This window comes from Microcoleus sp. A2-C3 (assembly GCF_036706065.1).
GTDB lineage: Bacteria > Cyanobacteriota > Cyanobacteriia > Cyanobacteriales > Microcoleaceae > Microcoleus.
This window is the reverse complement of sequence record NZ_JAUBVX010000083.1, coordinates 1-21,898: the sequence shown is the minus strand read 5'-3', so window position 1 is coordinate 21,898 and position 21,898 is coordinate 1. Positions and strand designations below refer to the sequence as shown.

The following is a 21,898-nucleotide window of genomic DNA, read 5'->3' as shown; positions in this document are numbered from 1 at the left end:
TCTTCCCTCTTCCTTCTTCCCTCTTCCTTCTTCCTTCTTCCCTCTTCCTTCTTCCTTCTTCCCTCTTCCTTCTTCCTACAAATCTCGCCGCGACAGCAAAAACCAGATCCCACCCAAACCCAAAACACCGCACAAAACCCCACCTTCCCATCCAAAAACAGTCCCTCCCGGCAAATGTCCAGGCTTTGCCTTAGAAGTAAAATTCAGTTCAGAATAGTATACCCACTGATTGTTAACCCACCAGCCCACTCGAACGCCAAACTTCTCCCAAACTGTAGCATCATAAACACCAGCCTTTCCCCCCGACTTAACCCACAAACCCTTTTGCACAGAAAAACCGAACCTCCGGTGACTGTGGCGTACCCAAAGTTGGTCAATCGTCTGCAAATCCTTAGCCGGAAACTTCCTAATATCTTCCTCACTCAAATAACCCCTCGAAACTTGCTGCATCACTTCCAGCATTTTTACAGAAGTTTCCTCATCAGCACCCCGCCAATTTTTAGCAGCCAGCAGCCTTTCCAGCCGAGAATAATCAATCCCTTTTTCTGATTCTAAATTAACAGAAACTAGCGGATTTTGAGTCACAGGTTGGGTCGGTAAAGAAGGACTAAGAACTGTTGCCTGCTGCAATTGAAAATCAGGTGGAACAACAACAACAGGTTTTAAAAATTCAAACACTTCCATAGAAGACTTGTAGCGGTCTTTCACATATTCCTGAATCAACTTATCTAAAATCTGACCTAAATCCTCGCTAATCTTGGTTCCTTTCGGCAAAGCCTCCCTCCAAAGCCAGCGACCTTCGAGCGGATCGTAAAGGTCATCGTGAATGTCCCCGTAGATATCCAAATAAGGCATAACAGAAGTCAGCAAGCGAATGCAAGTCACCCCCAAACTGTAAAGGTCGCTAGCCGGAACAGCCATACCATGTCGCTGTTCTAGAGCTGCATAACCCGGAGTGCCCAACTTAGTACCCGTTTTGGTCGGAGCCTCAGCTACTACCTGTTTGGACACCCCAAAATCTATTAGCACCAACTTGCGATCGCGATTGCGGCGGATCACATTTTCCGGCTTAATATCCCGGTGAATGACATTGCGTTCGTGAACAAAATTCAGCAAAGGCAACAAATCTAACAGCAGTTCCCTAGTTTTAATTTCGCTATAAGCACCGTACTTTTCCAACTCATCCTTTAAATTATTGCCATCAATAAATTCTTGCACCAAATACAATCGCCCATCTTCCTCAAAATAAGAAATTAGCTGAGGAATTTGTGGGTGTTTCAGTTCGTAAAGCCGCCTTGCCTCTTGTTCAAACAGTCGAACATACTTTTTAAAATGAGCGGGCTTCCGCTGAAACTCCTGCGGTGGCGACAACTGTTTGATAACGCACAATTCTTCAAATTTTCCATGATTGACAGCTCTAAAAGTCCTGCCAAATCCTCCATCGCGCAGTGGTTCAGTTGCTGCATAAAGGTCTTTTAGCAGCAGCTTGGAACCACAATTAAGACAATACTTTGTGCCTGGTGGGTTCTGACGCTTGTCTCTTGGGCAATCGAGATTAAGGCAGTATGTCATATATTAAAAAAATGCGAACAAAATTATACTCAGGGTGTCATTTTATTCAAGAGTCCGATCGCTAGCTGGTTTTTGTGGAGGCGAGATCCCGAACCTTACCTTACGGAGGTGGCAGCTATCAGGGGCGATCGCACGCGCGGGCGCTCTCGCCAGACTGTCCCTGAGCAAGTATACCTCTGTTGAGGGTTTGACCTCAAACTCGAAGTCCAAATCTAAGCTTAAACTGCGATCGGCGCAATAGATTTAATTTAGGGGTCAAATAGCCAGCAGATCAAACAGAAATAGTAATTTATTACCAGCTCAGTTAGCTCTGCAACGCCGAAAAAAAAACTGAGGATTCCGCCTGAGATATAATTTTATTGACAGAGAGAATCAGACGAACGGGATCTGCGGCTGCCACCTGTGTTCGCGCGGCGAAGCTATCCCGTGGGGAATCGACCTTAATATTTGACAAGTATAAAAGTTTACCAAACCCTGCAAAATCAACAATCCCAAACTACCCAACTTTCCCCAGGTTAAAATAAATACTAGCTTGCTCGATCGCCATCCGATCGCGATCGCGACAATCAGCTAGTTTAAGCTGTTTCCTTTTTTCAGCTATTACCAGTTACATTTATTGCGCTCCGTCTACTTAATTAGGAACTGCCAGTGACACCAAAACTACAGCCATCTCAAACTCCCAACTCCCGCAACAAAAAATCACCCAAAGTACCCTGGTTCGAGCGGTTAATGGCAGTGCTTGCCCTAGGGAATTTAAGCCTAGTATTATTTGACATAAGTTACGTCCCTGGGCGAAATTTCTACTTCCGGCAACTACCAGTCCTCACCCAAATATACGACCCATTTAAAGGAATTACACCCCACAGAGAAACCCAGAAATATCTAGAAACCTTAGAAGAATTAAAAAATCAAGTAGTGCAAACAGGCTTGCCCTCTCCCCAAGTAGCAGCCAAATTGCAGGAAATAAACAATCTAAGCGCGAACATGATCGACGAAGATCCGTTTCGAGTAGCATCAAAAAGCGGCACCCTAGAAAAAATTAAAGACCGGATGCGCGATCGCACCCCCAATCCGCAACAATCCGCAAAACAATCATTCAAAACATTCTGGAGCCCTGAGTATTTAAGCAAACAAGGCTGGCAACAAGAAATCACTTGGTTTGACGCCAAAATCAAGCCATTAATCGCCATCAACTATTACCGTGAGATCGGAGAAAACGGCGAATTTACCGACAAGTTCTGGCAAATCGACCTGCCATTTATTGCCATATTCGCGATCGAATTTCTAGCCCGTACCTACTTGATCAGCCGCCGCCACCGCAGCGTCACTTGGCGAGCAGCCATGCTCTGGCGATGGTACGACATATTCCTGCTCCTCCCATTCTGGCGCCTGTTGCGAGTATTACCCGTCACAATTCGCATCCACCAAGCCAAAATGCCCGACCTCCAACCCATACGCACCCAAATCAGCCGGGGTTTCGTCGCCAACTTCGCCCAAGAATTGACCGAAGTAGTAGTAATTCAACTCATCAACCAGATGCAACAATCAATTACCACAGGCGAACTCACTCGTCAACTCTTTCAATCTCAAAAACAGCGCTATCTAGACATCAACAATATCAATGAAATAGAAGCGATCGTCACCCATCTAGTCCAAATCACCGTCTACAAAGTCCTACCCCAACTCCAGCCAGACCTAGAAGCCCTGCTTCGTTACAATATAGAAATGTTTCTCAAACAATCCCCCCTCTATCAAGGATGGAAGCAAGTACCCGGACTGGGAAACCTGCCCGCACAACTAGCAGAGCAATTAGTTGCAGAACTCTCCAAATTAGTCACCATCGGCCCCCAAGATGCCTACGAAGCCTTTAAAATCGCCAGCGAAGACCCCGTAGGTACTAAACTCTCAAGCCAGCTAGTCCAACATTTCGGGCAAGCTTTGGGAGCCGAACTGCAACAGCAGCAAACCTGGCAAGAAATACAAATCTTGCTATGCGACTTCCTAGAAGAGTTCAAAATCAACTACATCCAGCGGTTGAGCGAAGAAGACTTCGAGAAAATTTTAGAACAAGCCAAAGAATTGCAACGGATAGCCCCGCGTTAGGGCAAGTCTCCCCACAGAATGCCCCCTCGGTAGCGGTACAACACCGCTTCCACGAACAACCGATTGTAGGCAGGCTGTCGAACACAAATAACCTTCACATCCCGGCAACAAATCTTTGATCCTTTTCCACTGTTCATCCCGTAGGGCATAACGGCGACTTGTCATGGCGATCGAATCCTTCTAGTCGGCTGTATCTGCTGCACCGCATTACTTATTTTTTTCTTCCGCTATTAGTAATTAGCAATTACCCTGCTGTAACTCCTGCAAATGAAACTTGCTGGACTTGTAAACTTTCATGTGCGATCGGCATTGTCTACGAGAGTCATCGGCAGGGTTGTGCATCAAATCTTCAGCGCGGTAGTTAGTTAGACCGCCGTTAGGGTTCTCAGCGGCCTGGCGTGTCATTTTTTTAGCGAGAGAGGGATCAAATTTTTAGACGTATATTATATCAATTTATATGTAAGTTTAATGAAATTATACTTTTCAAGGCCAATCTGTAAAGTAAAGTTAAAAACTACTACAAATAGCTCTAAACCAAGTAATCTATTAGATATGATTGCTAACTGCTTTTGTCAAGGATAAAATTTTTTATAAATACTCGTGAAAAAATCAGGCGTGCATCTTTAGTAAGCTATAATTATAACGATTTCATAGTAAACACGTCAGGAGCCATGCTTGTTCAAGCAAGTTACTGTCTAAAAATTTTCAATAACTATTATAGATTGCTTTTCAATATATATTGCCTCAGCCTCATTTCACTAAATCCACTGAGATTTTTCAGCCAACTCGTTACCCTAGGGGTAACACCAATCAATGTCACACACATCTCCAACCACTTTTCTGTCAAACCGTTCTCAAAAAAAGCTGTCACTTCGCCTGATTTTGGTATTGCCATTCGTCGTGCAAATCTTTGCTGCTGTCGGGCTAACAGGCTGGCTATCCTTACGCAACGGGCAAAAAGCAGTCAACGAAGTTGCTAGCCAGTTGCGGAGTGAAATTACGGCCCGCATCCATCAGCAGCTCAACACATACCTAGATACAGCCCCTCGCGTTAATCAACTGAATGCCAATGCGATTCGACTAGGATACTTAAATCCCGACGACTTAGAGAGTGCAGAGCGCTATTTGTGGGAGCAAATTCAAGTTTTTCCTTCTCTGCCCAATATGGGTTTTGCGACTAAAACTGGAGAGTTCATTGCCATTGAACGCCAAGAGAATGGCCAAGTAGTTTTTAAAATAGCAGACAAAGAGCATCGGAATGAACTTCATATTTATGAATCTGATAGCAAAGGCAATCAAACGAAGCTTTTAAAAATCTCCCGCAACTACAATATACTCAGCCGTTCATGGTATAAAGACAGTGTACGCTTAGGCAAGCCCAGATGGAGCGAAATTTTTTCGCTTACAGGTCAGAAAACGCTCTCCCTTCCTGCCGGACATCCAGTTTATGACGAAAGTGGCGAGCTGCGCGGGGTATTCGTTGCTAATTTTCTGATCTCTTTCCTCAGTGACTTCCTGCACAGCTTAAACATCGGTCGTTCAGGACAGACATTCATTATGGAACGTTCTGGACTCCTAGTAGCCAGTTCAACTCTCAAAGAAGCATTTATCACCAACAATGACAAGCTCGATCGCCTGAATGCTTTAGATAGCAGAGATGATTTAATTCGGCTGACAACAGCACAGTTAAAAGAACACTTTGGCGACCTCACTAAAATTAGCAAATCTCAGCAAATAGATTTTACGATCGCCGGCCAGCGGCAATTCCTCCAAGTTATGCCCTTTCAGGATAGCCGAGGATTGGACTGGCTGATCGTCGTCGTAGTTCCTGAAAGCGACTTCATGGATCAAATTAACGCCAATACCCAGACCACCATTTTGTTGTGTTTGGGAGCCTTGGCGCTAGCTACCGTTTTGGGAATCTTAACCGCACGCTGGATTACCAGCCCGATTCTCCGTTTGAGCGCAGCTTCTAGAGCGATCGCCAGTGGAGACTTAGAGAAAAATGTAGAGGTAAAAGGCATAAAAGAACTAGAAGTTCTGGCTCAGTCTTTCAACCTGATGGCACAACAGTTGCGCGAATCCTTTGAGGCGCTAGCCAAGACCAATTCCGAGCTAGAAATCCGAGTAGAAGAACGCACCGCCGAACTGACGGAAGCCAAACAAATCGCTGATAGTGCCAACCAAGCTAAAAGTGAATTTTTAGCGAATATGAGTCACGAATTGAGAACGCCACTCAATGGAATTTTAGGATACGCTCAAATCCTAGAACGCTCAAAAACGATGGCTCCGAAGGAACTCCAAGGCATCAGTATTATTCACAAGTGTGGTTCCCACCTGCTAACCCTGATCAATGACATCTTAGACCTCGCTAAAATTGAAGCCCAGAAATTGGAACTGTACGCGAAAGATTTCCATTTTCCTTTCTTTTTGCAGGGAGTCGCGGAAATCTGCCGCATCCGAGCCGAACAAAAAGGAATTGCTTTTGTGTATCTACCCAGTTCTGAAATGCCTCGTGGCATCCACGCTGACGAAAAACGGTTGCGACAGGTACTCATTAACTTACTGAGCAATGCAATTAAGTTTACCGACTCTGGAGGGGTGACTTTTAAGATAGAATATCTGGAAAAGGGGACAGGTGAAAAGGTAAAAAGCAATGAGCAAAAGCCAGCCTCACCAATTCACAAAATTCGGTTTCAAATTGAAGATACTGGTGTTGGCATGACACTAGAACAAGTAAAAAAAATATTTTTGCCTTTTGAACAGGTAGGAGACAGCAAGCGTCAGGCGGAAGGAACCGGGCTCGGTTTAACAATTAGCCAGAAAATTGTTGAAATGATGGGTAGTACCATTCAAGTAAAAAGTCAGTCAGCAGCAGGCAGTGTTTTTTGGCTAGATTTGGATTTACTGGAAGCGGCAGATTGGGAAAATACAGCCACGATTGCCAAGCAAAGAAAGCTGGTTGGCTACCAAGGTAGAAAGCAGAAAATTTTGGTTGTGGATGACAAATGGGAAAACCTCTCCGTCATTGTCAATCTCCTGGAACCCCTCGGCTTTGAAGTAACCGAAGCTAAAAACGGTCAAGAGGGTTTAGAAAAAGTAGAAGAGTTTCAGTTCGATTTGATTATCACTGACTTGGTGATGCCAGTGTTGGATGGCTTTGAGATGATGCGCCGTATCGGAAATTTGTCACACTATAAAGACGTGGCAATCATTGCTTCATCTGCCAGTGTGTTTGCTACGGATCAACATAAAAGTTTGGAGGGTGGAGCCAACGATTTTCTCGGTAAGCCCGTGCAGGCAGAACAGCTATTTGAAATGTTGCAAAAATATTTGAAAATTGAATGGATATATGAGAAAAAAAAGGAACAAAGCAGCACAATTCCCCTTTCCTCTGATCCTCAATCACTTTCTGAATCGAAATCTGTAGTGGCTCCCCCGCCAGGAGAAATTGAACTTTTATTTGAACTGGCGATGAGAGGCAACGTGAAAGGAATTGTGAAGCGCAGCGAGCATCTAGAGAAGTTGGATCAGAAATTTGTGTCCTTTGCTGTTGAGCTGCGCCAGTTAGCGCAAGGCTATCAGGTCAAAAAAATCAAAGAGTTTATTACATCCCACAGGATAGAAAAAGAATGAAGGCAGCAAATAGGGAAACAAGTAGCATCTTAATCGTCGATGATAATCCTAGCAATCTCGACGTGCTTTCTGAAGCTTTAACTGGTTCTGGATGGGAGATATTGGTAGCAACTGATGGCGAAACTGCGATCGAACAGGCTGAATATAGTCAACCTGATTTGATTTTGTTAGATGTGATGATGCCAGGAATTGACGGCTTTGAAACCTGTCATCGGCTGAAGGGAAGTCCGTTGACAAGCGAAATTTCGGTAATTTTTATGACGGCTCTTTCTGACATAGGAGATAAGGTCAAAGGATTTAATCTAGGGGCTGTGGATTACATTACTAAGCCCTTTGAACAAAAGGAGGTGTTAGCTCGCGTCAACCTCCATTTAAAACTGCGTTCTCTTACTAAAATTCTGGCAGATCAAAATCTGCTTCTCAAACGGGAAATAGAAGACCGGCTCGCAGCAGAAGCAGCGTTACATCAGTTCGCGCAGGAGTTAGAAAAACGGGTAGAAGAACGAACGGCTGAACTTTCTCAAGCTTTGGATAATCTTAAAAAAGCTCAAGTGCAAATCGTTCAAAGTGAAAAGATGGCTTGCCTTGGTCAACTTGTAGCTGGGGTGGCTCACGAAATTAACAATCCAGTTAGTTTTATCTCCAATAATATCCCTATTGCCAAGGAATATATTGCCGATTTGATCGGGATGACTCGGCTTTGCCAGCACAACGTTACTTCGACATCAGAATTTGAGGATAAGTCCCAGGAGATTGAGTTAGATTTTATTGTTGAAGATTTGCCAAAAATTATTGATTCAATGGCGGTGGGAACAGAGCGACTTTACAATCTTTCTATGTCACTGCGTAATTTCTCTCGGTTGGATACATCGACACTAACGCCAGTGAATATTCACGATGGGCTAGATAGTACGTTATTAATTTTAGGGCATCGGCTGAAATCTAAAGGAAGTTTCCCAGGAATTGCAGTGATTAAAGAGTATGGCGAATTGCCCCTAGTTGAGTGTTATCCGGGGCAACTGAATCAGGTGTTTATGAATATATTGGCGAATGGAATTGATGCTTTAGAAGAGTCTACGATTAGTTGTCCGCTGTGCGGGGAAAAGAAACAAAGCAATGACAGTCCACAGATTCGGATCTGCACTGAAATGCTTCAGGATGACAGAGTGGTGATTCGGATTGCTGATAATGGGGTTGGGATAACTCAGGAAGTAATGCAGCATTTATTCACGCCGATGTTTACTACTAAATCAGTGGGTAAAGGGACAGGTTTAGGTTTGTCGATTAGCCGTGAGATTGTAGAAGCAAAACATGGTGGTACGCTGACCTGCATTTCCTCGCCCCAATGGGGGGTAGAGTTTGTAATTGAGCTTCCTATTCGGCATTAGTAAAGGGGATTTTTTTATGGTGAATCTTAGTTTGGCTTTTTTGTCAATATACCGTTAATTTGTCGATCGCCCATGTCGAATCTACCAATCACCATCACTCTCAAGCTCTTCACCCCCTATCAAGAAGCAGAGGGCTTGTCCGAACTGAAATTAGAATTTCCCAAAGAAACCTCCGTATCGCAAGTCCTAGACCGTGTGAGTGCCGCCAACGGTTCTATGGGCGATCGCACCAGCTTCGGTATCCACCAGGAATTTGCCCTCGCCCCACTCCAAAACGGTGATCAAGTCGTCCTTATTCCCCCTGTCAGCTCTCCCCTTCTGCCCTCGGACAGTCCGCCGATGGCGATCGGTTTGTCACGGGGCGGGCGATCGAGCTAAAATGAAAAATGAGGCACACTTCGATCGGAAGCAGGTCTCAAACTTCTTGGAAGAAATTGTTTTACCTAGGAGTGGGTCAAGCCCACTTTTTTTGTTGCATTAGTCGCAGGAAAAGAGAGCTGGGCGTCAGACTTGCCAGTTGAAGACTGATCCAGTAGGGATAATTCCCCCGCTTGAGATTCCCAGCAGGGATGCTGGCTAAGTCCCAAAGTTGAAGACGAAAGTCGCAGCAACCCAATAAAACCACCTCAAAGCAAAGCAATCTCAACACCTGATTTTTCCTTGCCCGTGTCCGAGTTCAGGAGTGTTAACTTAAATATTCGATATGACTCATCCCCTAATCCCACAAATCATTGACTTAGCTACCCCCGTTGCGGAAACACTGGGATTGGAAGTAGTGGGAGCAGTGTTTCACACCAACCAAAATCCCCCCGTCTTGCGGGTAGACATCCGCAACATCGAGCAAGACACAGGTTTAGCCGACTGCCAGCGGATGAGCACAGCTCTCGAAGCCGAGTTAGACGCAGCCGACATCATACCCGACGCCTACGTGCTAGAGATTTCCAGTCCCGGAATATCCCGATTGCTCAGTAGCGATCGAGAATTCATTACTTTTAAAGGTTTCCCCATCACAGTCAAAACCACCGAACCGGACTCGCGAGTCAAAGAGTGGAAAGGACTACTTGTGGGCCGGGACGAAACAACTGTTTATCTCAATCAAAAAGGGCGATCGGTTAAAATTCCCCGCCCTCAGATTGTCAAAGTTGAACTAGACGAAGGAAAGGAGTAGTAAAGGTCAATTTTGAGTTTTGAGTTTTGAGCTGTAGGGGCAGTGGATGGTGCGTTCCCGCCCGATTTGAGTGTTGAGATTGCCTCGCAGCAAGCTGAAAATGCTTCGCTGCGAGTTAATTTTTAAGAATCACATCTTTAGCAGCGGGGTTGAATTGGCACAATAAATAAATTGTTACAGCACCCAGATTTCCTAAGCCTATCCTGCAACTGATCAATCATCAGTCATCACTTTTTCTCGAAAATCACCAATTACTGATTACCGATTACCAGTTACGTATTGTCAAAACAAAAAAAGGAGTGTTTTATATGTCAATGGTTCCCCTCCCAGGACTCAAAGAAATGGTCGAAGGTATTAGCAAAGAGCGAAATTTACCCAAACACGCCGTCCAAGCAGCCTTGCGAGAAGCCCTGCTCAAAGGATACGAGCGCTACCGTCGCACCCAAAAACTAGATCACTTCAGCGAAGAATACTTCGACAACTTTGATGTTGAACTGGACGCTGAACAAGAAGGTTTCCGCGTTTTAGCGAACAAAACTATTGTCGAAGAAGTCACCAATCCCGATCACGAAATATCACTTTCGGAAGTGCAAGAAGTAGCCACGGAAGCTCAGCCTGGGAGCATCGTGCTCGTAGACGTAACACCAAATCAAAAAGAATTTGGTCGCATGGCTGCCATCCAGACCAAACAAGTTCTCGCTCAAAAATTGCGCGACCAACAGCGCAAAATGATTCAAGAAGAGTTTAAAGATTTAGAAGAAACTGTTCTTCAAGCCAGAGTTCTCAGGTTTGAGAGGCAGTCGGTAATTTTAGCAGTTACCAGCAGCTTCGGTCAGCCCGAAGTAGATGCCGAACTCCCGAAGCGCGAACAGTTGCCCAACGATAATTACCGGGCAAATGCTACATTCAAGGTTTATCTCAAAAAAGTAGGCGAAGGCTCCACGAGAGGGCCGCAGTTACTTGTTTCTAGAGCTGACGCAGGTTTGGTGGTTTACCTGTTTGCTAACGAAGTGCCAGAAATAGAAGACGGAGTAGTCAGAATTGTTGCGGTAGCCAGAGAGGCAAATCCTCCCTCGCGGCACGTCGGCCCCCGGACTAAAATAGCAGTAGATACTCTCGATCGCGACGTAGACCCCGTAGGAGCCTGCATCGGAGCGCGGGGATCGCGAATTCAGGTAGTAGTCAACGAATTGCGCGGCGAAAAAATAGATGTGATCCGCTGGTCTCCAGATCCCGCAACTTATATCGCTAATGCTTTGAGTCCTGCTAGAGTAGATGAAGTGCGTTTGGTTGCCCCAGAAGGCAGGCGCGCTCACATTTTGGTCGCTGAAGACCAACTGAGTCTTGCCATTGGTAAAGAAGGTCAGAACGTCCGCCTCGCAGCCCGCCTGACTGGTTGGAAAATCGATATCAAAGATATTGCTAAGTACGATCGCGACGCCGAAGACACCAAATTGGCAGCAGAAGCAAGCAGGCTCGAAGAACTAGCAGGGGACTATTACGAAGACGAAGACGAATCATCAGGCTTCGACGGCGAGGAGGAAAACGCAGAATATGAGACCCAAGAGGCGGCGGCCACGGACGAAACCGCAGCCACAGTCTAAAAACTGCGACACTCACTCTTATTTGATTGACGGAGAGACAAGGAGGAAAAGTCCCCACTATCCCTCTCTCCCCCTTTCCCACTCTCCGCTTCTTACTCCGATGAAACTGAACTACCGGTGTTGCGCAAGTTGTCGAAAAATAGGTACTAAGGAAGCTTTTTGGCGAGTAGTCAGGCTCTATCCTTCTCATCAGGTACAATTAGATCGCGGCCTCGGTCGTTCCGCTTATCTTTGTCCGGCGAGCGAATGCCTCAAAGCAGCTCAGAAAAAAAATCGACTTGGGCGATCGCTCAAAGCGCCTGTGTCTGACGAACTGTACCAAACACTTTGGCAGCGTTTAGCCACATCTGACTGTACATCTGACTTACGCTCGACCTGGCGCCAAAGCGACAATAGTTCGGCCTCGACTGTATAAACCTTCGCGGGCAGCCCTACCAGTAATTACCGGTAGCGCCAGCTCTAAAACCCCAATCCGATCGGCCCACCAGTCTGGAAAGATTTGTGTCAGATTAGATAAGGGTAGGGTACTAGCAGAGGTATCCTCAAGGTGGAAAGGTAAACTTGGAAGCTGGATTTGTGGCTGTTGCTAAAATTCAGACTTGAGAGTTCCAAATTCCTAAAAAGACTTGAGAATTCTACAACCGCAGAGTTCAGCCAGTTGCATCTTTTAGATAAAATTGCTGAGCGAGTACCAAAACCCCGATTCCTGACACTGAATCAATCACAGCGAATGATGTCGTCATTAGAACAAAAAATCAAAATGTAAAAACTGGTTGGCACAAAAGAGGGCAGAGTGGATGAACAACGGCAAAGTAAGAATTTACGAATTATCACGGGAACTAAATTTGGATAATAAAGACATCTTGGCAGTTTGCGAGCGGCTCAATATTTCAGTCAAGAGCCACAGCAGCACAATTACAGAATCAGAAGCAGAACGCATTCGCAAAACAGCGGAAAAATACGTAGCCAGCCACTCTTCCCCCGGCAAGCCAGCTCCTACCGAAAGAGCAGCAGCGCCATCTAGAGAATCTGGCCCTCACCCTAACGACCAACAAAAAAAGCAGCAAATTTTAGAAATACGCAGTCCAAAAGTACGGCCGGCTGGTGCTTCATCCCAGCCTGCGGGCAACGAGGAGCAACAAACCCAGCCTGGGGCCACCGTGGCAACTCCTCCCAAATCGCCCGCCTCTCAACAACTCCAGTCTCCAGCTAAACCAAATATCAATCGACCTGTACTGTCGAAGCCAAATGTCGCTGTCTCGGCGGCTCCTTCAGAAACAGTGTCGGAAATAGTGTCGGAAACAGTGTCGGAAACAGTAGGTGCGATCGCCGATGAAGTAACCGCCGAGGCTCAAGCACCTGCGGCACTTCAACAACCGCCGTCGTCCAAGGCTCCCGAACGCACCCAGCGCCCGCCGGTCGCCCCTCCAGCGCCGCCCGGGGCAAAACTCACGTCGCCGCCAGTCAGAGGAGCGTCGGACTCGGCGACGCGCAACGCCCCAAATCTGGGAAACAAGCCCGTACTGAAACTTGCCAGAACTGAGCAAGAACAATCAGAACAGGGAGAAACTCTGGAAGCGCCGGCGAAACCGAGCCGCCCCAGCAGACCTGCACCAGGAGGTAGCGACGCCCAAAGACCTCGCCCAGGTGCTGGTGGGCCAGTTAAAACGGCACTTGCCGATCGACCCCAACAAGGCCCACGCCGGAGCCTTGCCCCCGCAACTTCAGCCGCCGGGCTGCGGAGCCGGGGCGGTGACAGCGCAACCACAGGAGAAGACGGAGACGATCTCGAAGACGATACGCCGTTGCTGGATACTCCTCTCCTCACCAGGCCGACACTGCCTGTTCCTCGCAAAAAGACCCAGGTCGTTTGGGAAGAAGATGATGACGAAAACTCAGATGCTGCCAAAGCTGCCAAAAAGGTCAAGCAGGCACGTTCTCGCCTCAAACCAATTGACGAGGATGACGATGACTTAGAAAACGGCTTGGATATGCCAGCACCGGTCACGGTCAGCCTGTCCCTAGCCCGCCCAGCTAAAGCGAAAACCCCAGCACCACCTAAGTCAACACCAACTCCGGGCGCACCCGGCAGCAGTGGCAAAAATAAGAGACCAGGCCCTTCTCACGATAAGAGCTCTTCTAGTTCTTCCGGGGGACGCGGCAACCGGGGTAAAACAGCCGAAGCTAAGGTAGAACGTCCAGAAAAACTGCTACTGAGCAGACCGATGACCGTTCAAGAACTAGCAGTTACTTTGGCTGTTCCCGAAACCGAAATTATTAAGCGGTTGTTCTCTAAAGGTATTGCGGTCAATATTACCGAAACCCTGGACATTCCAGCGGTGAGGATGGTAGCCGAAGAAATGGGTGTAGAGGTAGAAACTCCAGAAAAGGTAGCCCCAGCAGAAAAACTGATCGAGATGCTGGACGCCACCGATATGGAATACCTCCAGCGCCGTCCGCCAGTGGTAACGATTATGGGTCACGTGGATCACGGCAAAACTACGTTGCTCGACTCGATCCGCAAAACAAAGGTGGCTCAGGGAGAAGCTGGGGGGATTACTCAGCACATCGGTGCTTACCACGTGGATGTGGTACACGAAGGCAGGAGCCAGCAGGTTGTATTTTTGGATACACCGGGCCACGAAGCCTTTACAGCAATGCGGGCTCGTGGAACGCGGGTTACTGACATCGCCATCTTGGTGGTGGCGGCGGACGACGGCGTGCGACCTCAGACAATTGAAGCTATCAGTCACGCGAAAGCGGCAAAAGTGCCAATTGTCGTGGCTATTAATAAAGTTGACAAGGAGGGCGCTCAGCCGGAACGGGTGAAGCAAGAGCTGACTGAGTACGGCTTGGTCGCAGATGACTGGGGCGGTGATATCACGATGGTTCCAGTCAGCGCTATTCGAGGCGAAAACCTCGATACGCTGTTGGAAATGATTCTGACAGTCGCGGAAATGGAAGACCTCTACGCTAACCCCAACCGACCTGCTAAGGGTACGGTGATTGAAGCTCACCTCGACAAGGCAAGAGGGCCTGTGGCAACTCTGTTGGTGCAGAACGGTACTCTGCGAGTGGGCGATATTGTGGTCGCAGGCTCTGCTCTGGGCAGGGTGCGGGCAATGATCGATGACCGGGGCGCTCATGTAGAGCAAGCAACTCCATCCTTCGCGGTGGAAGTGCTGGGCTTACGGGAAGTTCCTCGCGCTGGAGACGAGTTTGATGTCTTCGCCAACGAAAAAGAAGCAGCGGCGATCGCCAGCGGAAGAGCTACATCCCAACGAGATTCCCGTCTGCTGCAAGGCGGCCGGATCAGCCTCAGCGGCTTCTCTCAACAAGCTAAGGAAGGCGTTCTTAAGGAACTCAACTTGATCTTGAAGGCAGATGTCCAAGGCTCCCTCGAAGCAATTGTCGGCGCTCTGACTCAACTTCCTCAAAAAGAAGTTCAACTCCGACTGCTGCTATCTGCTCCAGGAGAAGTCACTGAAACGGATATTGACCTCGCCGCCGCCAGTAATGGTGTGATTATCGGGTTCAATACTAATCTCGCTACCGGCGCTCGCCAAGCAGCCGACCAAGCGGGCGTTGACGTGCGGGAATACAGCATCATCTACAACCTCTTGGATGACATTCAAGGGGCAATGGAAGGTCTGCTGGAACCAGAACTGGTGGAAGAACCTCTGGGTCAAGTGGAAGTCCGTGCTGTCTTTGCGATCGGTCGCGGGGCTGTGGCTGGATGTTATGTACTCTCAGGCAAGGTCGTCCGTAACTGTAAGGTTCGGGTGCGCCGCGGCAACAATGTCGTTTACGAAGGTGTCCTCGACTCCCTCAAACGGATGAAGGAAGATGCCAAGGAAGTCAATACTGGATACGAATGCGGTATTTCCTTGAGCGGGTTTAGCGACTGGGCGGATGGCGATCTGATTGAAGCCTACCGGATGGTTACTAAGCGCCGCACGCTATCTCAATAGTTTTGAGTTGTGAGTGTTGAGTTGGAAGAGAAGTTTTGAGTGAAGGGCACTAAATGGCCTCTAGCTCTTAACTATTCTCTTCACTCAATATTCCAAAACTCATCTGGCAGTTGGCAGTTGGCAGTTGGCAATTGGCAGTTGATAGTTGGCAGTTGGTAGTTGGTAGTTGACAGTTGATAGTTGGCAGAAGGAACTTCCTAATCGTCTTTACTCTTGCTTAAAATTCAAAATTCGGTCACTCCAGTAAGAATTACCGAAAGAAACCGGATTTATGATCAGAAGTCTTCGGTTTGACCGCTAAATATTTACTCCTCGCACCTGGTTTCAGAGTCAAGAGTGCATCCAAAAAGCTCAAAGTTAAAAATTAAAAATTCATAACTAATAATTAATTAAAGTGCGTTCTTTTTGGTCAGATCCTTTCTTGTGGATTCACCTTTCTGGGGCGGCTGCGTTGCCGATTTTCCTCGGACTGTGCTTGCTGGGACTCGCAGTGGGTTCTCCCATGCTCCCTGTCTGGTTAGAAGTGTTTTTAGTGGCTGTAGCAGGTATTGCTCCTGTGCTTTGGATGCAGTTGTTCCGCCCTTTTTACATTTTTAGTATTTTAGTTGTGGCGGTGAAACCACAGAATTTAACACCTTCACAGCAGCAGATTCTGACTCGGTTTAAAACTAAGTTAAATCAAGGACTTGCTCTTTTTGTCGCTGTTTTGCTAGCAGTAATTTTGTGGCAGATATACAGATTTGCTCCCCTGGCTGCTGGGGTGGCTCCGTTTCCTCCTTCCTGGCGGTGGGCTGGATTGTTGTTGGCAGCTTCGGCTTTTTTAGCTAGCAATTTGTTTTTGCAGGTGTCTGCTAGTGTGATGGCTGTTTTGCTGACAGCGGAATCAGAATTTGCAGCGACAAAGCCTCATGTTTTAGAAAAAATTAGGCAGGATTTTACGATCGCAGGTTGGCAAGTCGATCGACTTTTGCCTGCTTTTGCGGGCGAGAAAACTGTCACTCCCCGTGCACCCACAGAGTCAATCCCACCAGCAGAAATCATCAAAAATTCGTCACCCAGCAGTATAGTCAACTCAGAACCTGCTGACATCAACGGCGCTACATCTCTACCCCAAAAGTAGATCAAAAAGTAAAATTAAAAATAAAGAGGCAAAAAAGTGTAGTTTAAGCTACTTCACTTTCGACAAATGTATGCAGTCAAAAAAATAGCTAATGCCCAGGCTCAGATTGAAATTATTAATAGTCTTAATATTGAATTTTTAATCGCAAGTTGTGGATATTTTAGGTTGGCTATTTGGAGAGAAGAATCTATAATAGAGAGAGTCAAGGTAAGCTTTCAATCCTTACAGGGGATTAAAACAGAGGTATAACAATATGGCGAATTATTCACCGATCGCACAAGAACCTCAAGCCGTAGAGCCGATCGAGCTTTGCAAAGATTCTGAAATCTGGGGCAGTCTCAAATCTGCGATCGGCGCAAGCTCAGGATTTCAACGCTGGCAGCTAGAACTCAATTTTGAGAGTCAGCAGCAAAATGTCACCATCGATCAGCGGGTTCGCTCTTATCTGCGCGAAACTTTAGAAACTTTGGCTTACTGAGCGTAGCAAGACCAGAGATTGTAATGGTTTGTGAAATTCAACGTCAAATTCCGCCCCTATCCCCTCCAATATGCTACGTGAGTGAACTCTCAACTTCGGAGTTCAATATTGCAGGGGAGAATGCTTTGACATCAGCGCCGGGGCTATTTAGTTTTTATTTGATCTTCATTTTTTGGAGAATCTGCTCTCGACGCCTAGCAGCAACTTGCGGCCAAGTCAACTCCAAAGCTCGCTGGCGGGCGGCGGCTCCCATCTTAGCCCGCAAATCAGGAGAATTAGATAATTTTCGCAGTCCCTCCACCCAGGCGTCAGTATCGTAGGGTTCAAGAATTATGCCGTCAATGCCATCACGCACAATACCGCCTCCTCCCATCGGCGAAGCAAGAATTGGCAAACCATGACCCATTGCCTCATAGATGACGAGTGCGCTACCTTCCTCAAGACTGGGAAAGGCAAAAAAGTCAGCTTCGCGATAGGCAGAACTGTAGTCCACAGCATGATCAAAGTGAACTACATCAGGACGTTTCAGCCAATGACTGCAAGTTTGAGCGATCGCAGGCTCGATCGATCCAAAAATTGTCAGCGTTCCCTTAATCCCAGCTAGCTCCCAAGCCCGCAACAGCAGATGAACCCCTTTGCGGACGCAGACAAAACCCAAGAAAAGGACGTTAACTTCCTCCTTGGGCGGTTTCTGGAATTGATAATTGGGGAAACGCTGAGGCGACCAACCTTCTGTCGTTACAAGTATTTTCTCTTCAGGAACTCCGGCTGCTTGAAACGATTTTGCTACGATCGGACTAGGACAAAACAGAAAATCAATTACCTTGAGTTTTTCCTTTTCATTCTGAATGCTTTCTGCGGTAATTGTGTGTTGAGGTTCCAATCCCAAGCGAGAGTAAGCATCGTCAAGGATTCTCTTAGCTTTGCTTTGATAACAATTAACTTGCTCCTCAAAAATAGGCTTGTTGTGCTTGTAAACGTTCTTTGCAATATCTACTGAGAGACCAGGCCACAAGTAGGCAACATCAAAATCTTTGAGATCTTTGAGAAAACGCTTCTCTGTCTTGACGATCGGAAGACTAGGACTGCGGTAATATAGGTTTTTCAGAAATGATGGAATTGCTTCAACTACATTGGGGCCACGACACTCGCGATCGCAACTTGGAACAACCATGCGAGCCTTCAGTTCAGGGCCTTGCCATTCTTTGCACACTGAAAAAAATACGCCGCTGATGCCTCGGTTAGTCGAATGTATTGGGAATACAGCACTCAATTTTAACATAACATTAATCTGCAATATTACTCAAAGTGGTCAGTATCATTAAGTAGGTCAACCTAATTAAACGTAAACAGCGATCTCGCTGTCTTATCCCCGACTTCTTTAAGTGCTGTAGGGATCTGGGTATTCGGTTGTTTTAGGTAGGTTTAGATACCAATTACCTACGAATAAAGCTAATCATTTTGATGCAACCTGATTTGAGATCACGAGTCAGGAATCAGGAGTAGGATGATTGACTCTGAAGGATCGAAGCAATCATCCTATTTCAGGAATTTAGCCTGCTGTTGCCAGAATATAATTCTGAGTTTTGCCGATCGCCAAACACTTTGTAACACCAGCAATTACATCTTCAACATCTGCATCTGTTAATTTTGCTGAAATCGGCAAGCTAACTGTATGACGTCCGATGTAGCGAGCATGAGGATAGTCTTCGGTCTGCCATCCAAACATTTTTTGATAGACAGGATGTTCCGGTATACTCATGTAATGTACGCCGACACCGATATTTTCAGCATTGATAGCGTTGAGAAACTCGTCGCGACTGATTCCTGCTCTGGCTTCGTCTACCAGAATTGTGTACAGGTGATAACCATGAATTGTGTCCGGTTCGGGGCTTGCGGGCAAAGTAATCGGCAGATCCGCAAATGCTTCGTTGTAGCGCTGCCAAATCTGCTCCCGCCGCTGCCAATAAGGGGTGACTCGTTTTAATTGATGAATGCCGATCGCAGCTTGCAGATCCATCATATTGTATTTAAAGCCGACTTCCACCACTTCGTAGTGCTTGTAACCCGAGTCGCTGAAGCGCTTCCAAGCATCTTTGCTCATACCGTGCAGCGCTAAAATGTTAAGCCTGTCGGTATCTTCTTGACTCTTGACGATAATCATTCCTCCTTCGCCCGTCGTGATGTTTTTGGTAACATAAAAGCTGAAACATCCGAAGTCGCCAAAGGTGCCTGCTTTCCGTCCCTTGTACTGTGTTTCGATCGCGTGAGCGCAGTCTTCAATCAACTTCAAATTGTGACGGCTAGCAATGGAACAAAGCGCATCCATATCGCAGGGACGACCGGCGAAGTGAACCGGCAAAATTGCCTTAGTTTTTGGAGTTATTTTAGCTTCGACTTGAGCCGGGTCAATATTCATTGTCACCGGATCTACATCCGCCAGTACCGGTGTTGCTCCAGCGTGAATAATCGCATTAACTGTAGCGCAAAAAGTCATCGGAGTAGTAATGACTTCATCCCCAGGTTGCAAGCCAGCAGCGAGGACGCTCAAGTGCAGTCCCGCCGTACAGGAATTAACCGCAACCGCGTACTGGGATCCCTTGTAAGCATTGAATTCGTCTTGAAAAAGCCTGACTTTCGGGCCCGTACCCAACCAACCTGTTTTCATGGTTGCCACCACTTCTTGAATTTCAGCATCTTCGATCGCCGGAGCGCCGAAAACCAAGAAACGGTCTTTTGGACGAATAGGATTGTTTTTCATGTTGCTAGTGTTAGCCAGTATATAGAGTCGATGGAATGAAAGTGTACTACCCTGAAAAGTACGATTTTATTTGGATGTGAGGTGCTGTTAATTAATCCAGTCTCTCACCCTTTCCGTTTTTAACTTTTTTTAGTCAAAAGTTTGGGGGAATGCGTTGTGTAATGTTATCTGTGATAGCACGAGCTTACTAATGACTGGTCGTTTTTCTGCAAGCGCCTGACTCTGACAGCATTTCCATATCTTAAGATACATAATCTGTAATGTCCAGCCGATCGTATTTCTGTTTGTGGGGAATACAGAAGCTCTTGCCCGCATTTTTTTCTCAAAAAACTTTCCTAAACAAAAATATGATTTCTCCCTATAAACTTTTTATTAACTGTAGAACATCTATCTTCAGATAGATTTTAGAGCAAAGTTAGACGATTTGAGATTTGCCATTTTTGGATTTGAGATTGGGGAATTACTGATTCCCGGCGGGTTGGGAGCTTGTATACCGCTACATTCTTTTTTTTAGACTGGTGTTAAAATCAGGAAATTTTGCAAAAATAAAATGTGAGTTTGGTGTAATTTATGCAGGTTGCGAAACATGGTGCGATCGCCCAAATCAACCCCGGTTGACAAAATCCGCTACAATCTCGGCAGACGAATCTTGTTCAAAATGTCTTGGAGCCGTTCTGAAACGCCGCCCAATTGTTCTGACAAAACTACAAGTTTACCGTAAGCTTCAACTAAGCGATCGCCCTCAACGTAAACTTCTGGAGTCGGATAATTCTTCATTGTTTCCAGCAACGTAATCTCGTTATCATTAGTTGCAGATAGCACCAATGCCGATCGCAAAGCTTCTCGATTTGCATTCCCAGAAGGAGTCCGAATTACCTGACCAACCTCATCAAGAATCACTTCTCCAACTTTACTATTCAGCGTCCGATCCAAAAACCTTGGATTGACTTTAACCGGCCTGGTCAGATAACGGCGTAGTGTTTCGGGGTCTTTTTTTGCCTTTCCCAGCAGCATTTCTAACCCAGGCGACATTTTCCCAGTTTCTGCAAAAACTTCTAATTCACTGACTGGTAAAGTCATTCGGATCACACTGTATTTGAGCACTACCTTTTCGGCAGCCACCGCAGCACTGCTGTAAAATAGAATTCCCGCACCTGCTGCTACAAATAACGTCCACCGCCCTTTGAAAAATGACCGCCCCATAGTAAAATCTCCCAACATCTTTTTCTACTTCGACTTTGGCACATCTAATTAGTTACTGCACTGGCAAATTGGTTCGGGAAACGCCTTCGGGATGCGATCGTCCCAACACTTAAGTATAAAATCAAACATAAAATTTACACAAAACTCGATCGAGACTTGAATTTTCCCCAATTTCCCCGAAGCCCAATCCCAGATTCCCACAAAAACACCAAGCGCCAACTCTTCTCTAATTGAAGGCTGGCGCTGGGCTTAAATTTGTTTTGTATATTTAGGGTCTTTATCCAAGCTGACCCCAATTGAACGAGTTAGAAACGGTTTATGATTAGGGTCTTTAAATTTGCTGACCCCAATTCAACCAACCTCTTCATAATTACAGGGATCGATCGCTTTCCCAGGATTTCGTAATAATTTCTTTATCTTTATAACTTTTGCTTGCCTCAGATATATTTTTGTGTCTATTTGTAAATTTTTGTTACTTCGACTTCGGCGATCGGGCTTCGGCGCGCTGCTCCAGGCGAAACAGAAACACCATCAGAGCCACGACTCCCACTTGCAGGGCAAAATTGGGCAAAGCAGAGCCAATTTCCCGGCCAGAGGCAATTTTAGCGAGGAAAACCACGCCGCCGATGAAGCCGGAAGCGCCACAAGCTACGTAGACAAACTGTCGCAAAGGCCGATAGGGAGCGGCGATTTCTGCGGTTAAACGCTCGTATTGTTGGCGGCTGAGGTTGCGAGGGTTTTTGGGGATGTACGGGCGATCGTCCGAATTTGGGGCTGCCATAAATTTAATAAATAAGTAAATTAGATCGGACGTACCGTTGAAAGAGACTGTTGGCGAATGTCTGAGGGGTTTCACCCCTCAGACATTCGCCGTCCTGAATAGGCAGAATGATT

Annotated in this window: 16 protein-coding genes and 1 pseudogene; 10 read left to right on the top strand and 7 right to left on the bottom strand. The window is 46.5% G+C overall.

Annotation, left to right across the window (positions count from 1 at the left end):
• Positions 1 to 75: 75 nt before the first annotated feature.
• Positions 76 to 1,572, bottom strand: coding sequence for a GUN4 domain-containing protein (locus tag QUB66_RS28135; protein ID WP_265235224.1), 1,497 nt, complete (start codon positions 1,570 to 1,572; stop codon positions 76 to 78).
• A gap of 648 nt (positions 1,573 to 2,220) precedes the next feature.
• Between QUB66_RS28135 and QUB66_RS28130 the strand changes: the two genes are divergently transcribed.
• Positions 2,221 to 3,675: a hypothetical protein gene (locus QUB66_RS28130; RefSeq protein WP_332969352.1), complete on the top strand. Its 1,455-nt coding sequence runs from the start codon at positions 2,221 to 2,223 to the stop codon at positions 3,673 to 3,675.
• Here the strand turns inward: QUB66_RS28130 and QUB66_RS28125 are convergent.
• Positions 3,675 to 3,840, bottom strand: a pseudogene (locus tag QUB66_RS28125) (transposase); the annotation flags it as partial. The gene QUB66_RS28130 and the pseudogene QUB66_RS28125 overlap by 1 nt on opposite strands.
• Before the next feature lie 72 nt (positions 3,841 to 3,912).
• Positions 3,913 to 4,080, bottom strand: coding sequence for a hypothetical protein (locus QUB66_RS28120; RefSeq protein WP_265235225.1), 168 nt, complete (start codon positions 4,078 to 4,080; stop codon positions 3,913 to 3,915).
• Positions 4,081 to 4,488: 408 nt separating this feature from the next.
• On the opposite strand from QUB66_RS28120, the gene QUB66_RS28115 reads away from it, so the two are divergent.
• The 9 genes from QUB66_RS28115 to QUB66_RS28075 all read left to right on the top strand — a co-directional run bounded on the left by QUB66_RS28115 (position 4,489) and on the right by QUB66_RS28075 (position 17,040).
• On the top strand, positions 4,489 to 7,311 hold the full coding sequence (locus tag QUB66_RS28115; protein ID WP_332969354.1) for a hybrid sensor histidine kinase/response regulator: 2,823 nt from the start codon (positions 4,489 to 4,491) through the stop codon (positions 7,309 to 7,311).
• Complete coding sequence (locus QUB66_RS28110; protein WP_332969355.1) at positions 7,308 to 8,699, top strand: hybrid sensor histidine kinase/response regulator; 1,392 nt, start codon at positions 7,308 to 7,310, stop codon at positions 8,697 to 8,699. The genes QUB66_RS28115 and QUB66_RS28110 overlap by 4 nt, the downstream gene beginning before the upstream one ends.
• 72 nt (positions 8,700 to 8,771) lie before the next feature.
• The gene (locus tag QUB66_RS28105) at positions 8,772 to 9,077 is read left to right on the top strand and encodes a MoaD/ThiS family protein (protein WP_332969357.1); all 306 of its coding nucleotides are present in this window, start codon (positions 8,772 to 8,774) and stop codon (positions 9,075 to 9,077) included.
• Positions 9,078 to 9,402: 325 nt separating this feature from the next.
• Positions 9,403 to 9,867 (top strand): ribosome maturation factor RimP, encoded by a 465-nt coding sequence (rimP, locus tag QUB66_RS28100; RefSeq protein ID WP_332969358.1) that lies wholly within the window; start codon positions 9,403 to 9,405, stop codon positions 9,865 to 9,867.
• 308 nt (positions 9,868 to 10,175) lie between these two features.
• Entirely contained in the window at positions 10,176 to 11,471 is a 1,296-nt protein-coding gene (gene nusA, locus QUB66_RS28095) for a transcription termination factor NusA (protein WP_265235230.1), read from the top strand.
• Positions 11,422 to 11,886 (top strand): YlxR family protein, encoded by a 465-nt coding sequence (locus QUB66_RS28090; protein WP_442923397.1) that lies wholly within the window; start codon positions 11,422 to 11,424, stop codon positions 11,884 to 11,886. The genes nusA and QUB66_RS28090 overlap by 50 nt, the downstream gene beginning before the upstream one ends.
• Positions 11,887 to 12,268: 382 nt before the next feature.
• On the top strand, positions 12,269 to 15,442 hold the full coding sequence (gene infB / locus QUB66_RS28085; RefSeq protein ID WP_332969360.1) for a translation initiation factor IF-2: 3,174 nt from the start codon (positions 12,269 to 12,271) through the stop codon (positions 15,440 to 15,442).
• 394 nt (positions 15,443 to 15,836) lie between these two features.
• Positions 15,837 to 16,562, top strand: coding sequence for a low-complexity tail membrane protein (locus QUB66_RS28080; protein ID WP_332969361.1), 726 nt, complete (start codon positions 15,837 to 15,839; stop codon positions 16,560 to 16,562).
• 253 nt (positions 16,563 to 16,815) lie between these two features.
• On the top strand, positions 16,816 to 17,040 hold the full coding sequence (locus QUB66_RS28075) for a hypothetical protein (protein WP_332969362.1): 225 nt from the start codon (positions 16,816 to 16,818) through the stop codon (positions 17,038 to 17,040).
• A gap of 154 nt (positions 17,041 to 17,194) precedes the next feature.
• Here QUB66_RS28075 and QUB66_RS28070 read toward each other — a convergent pair whose 3' ends face one another.
• From QUB66_RS28070 to QUB66_RS28055, 4 genes are all read right to left on the bottom strand, one after another.
• On the bottom strand, positions 17,195 to 18,322 hold the full coding sequence (locus QUB66_RS28070) for a glycosyltransferase family 4 protein (RefSeq protein WP_265235236.1): 1,128 nt from the start codon (positions 18,320 to 18,322) through the stop codon (positions 17,195 to 17,197).
• Positions 18,323 to 18,592: 270 nt separating this feature from the next.
• Positions 18,593 to 19,801 carry a DegT/DnrJ/EryC1/StrS family aminotransferase gene (locus QUB66_RS28065; RefSeq protein ID WP_332969364.1) on the bottom strand — a complete coding sequence of 403 codons (1,209 nt, stop codon included), beginning with the start codon at positions 19,799 to 19,801 and terminating at the stop codon, positions 18,593 to 18,595.
• A gap of 627 nt (positions 19,802 to 20,428) precedes the next feature.
• Entirely contained in the window at positions 20,429 to 21,004 is a 576-nt protein-coding gene (locus QUB66_RS28060) for an alpha/beta hydrolase (RefSeq protein ID WP_265235238.1), read from the bottom strand.
• 472 nt (positions 21,005 to 21,476) lie between these two features.
• A complete protein-coding gene (locus QUB66_RS28055) occupies positions 21,477 to 21,785 on the bottom strand; it encodes a DUF3493 domain-containing protein (protein WP_265235239.1) in 309 nt (102 codons plus the stop codon).
• Between the last annotated feature and the right edge of the window lie 113 nt (positions 21,786 to 21,898).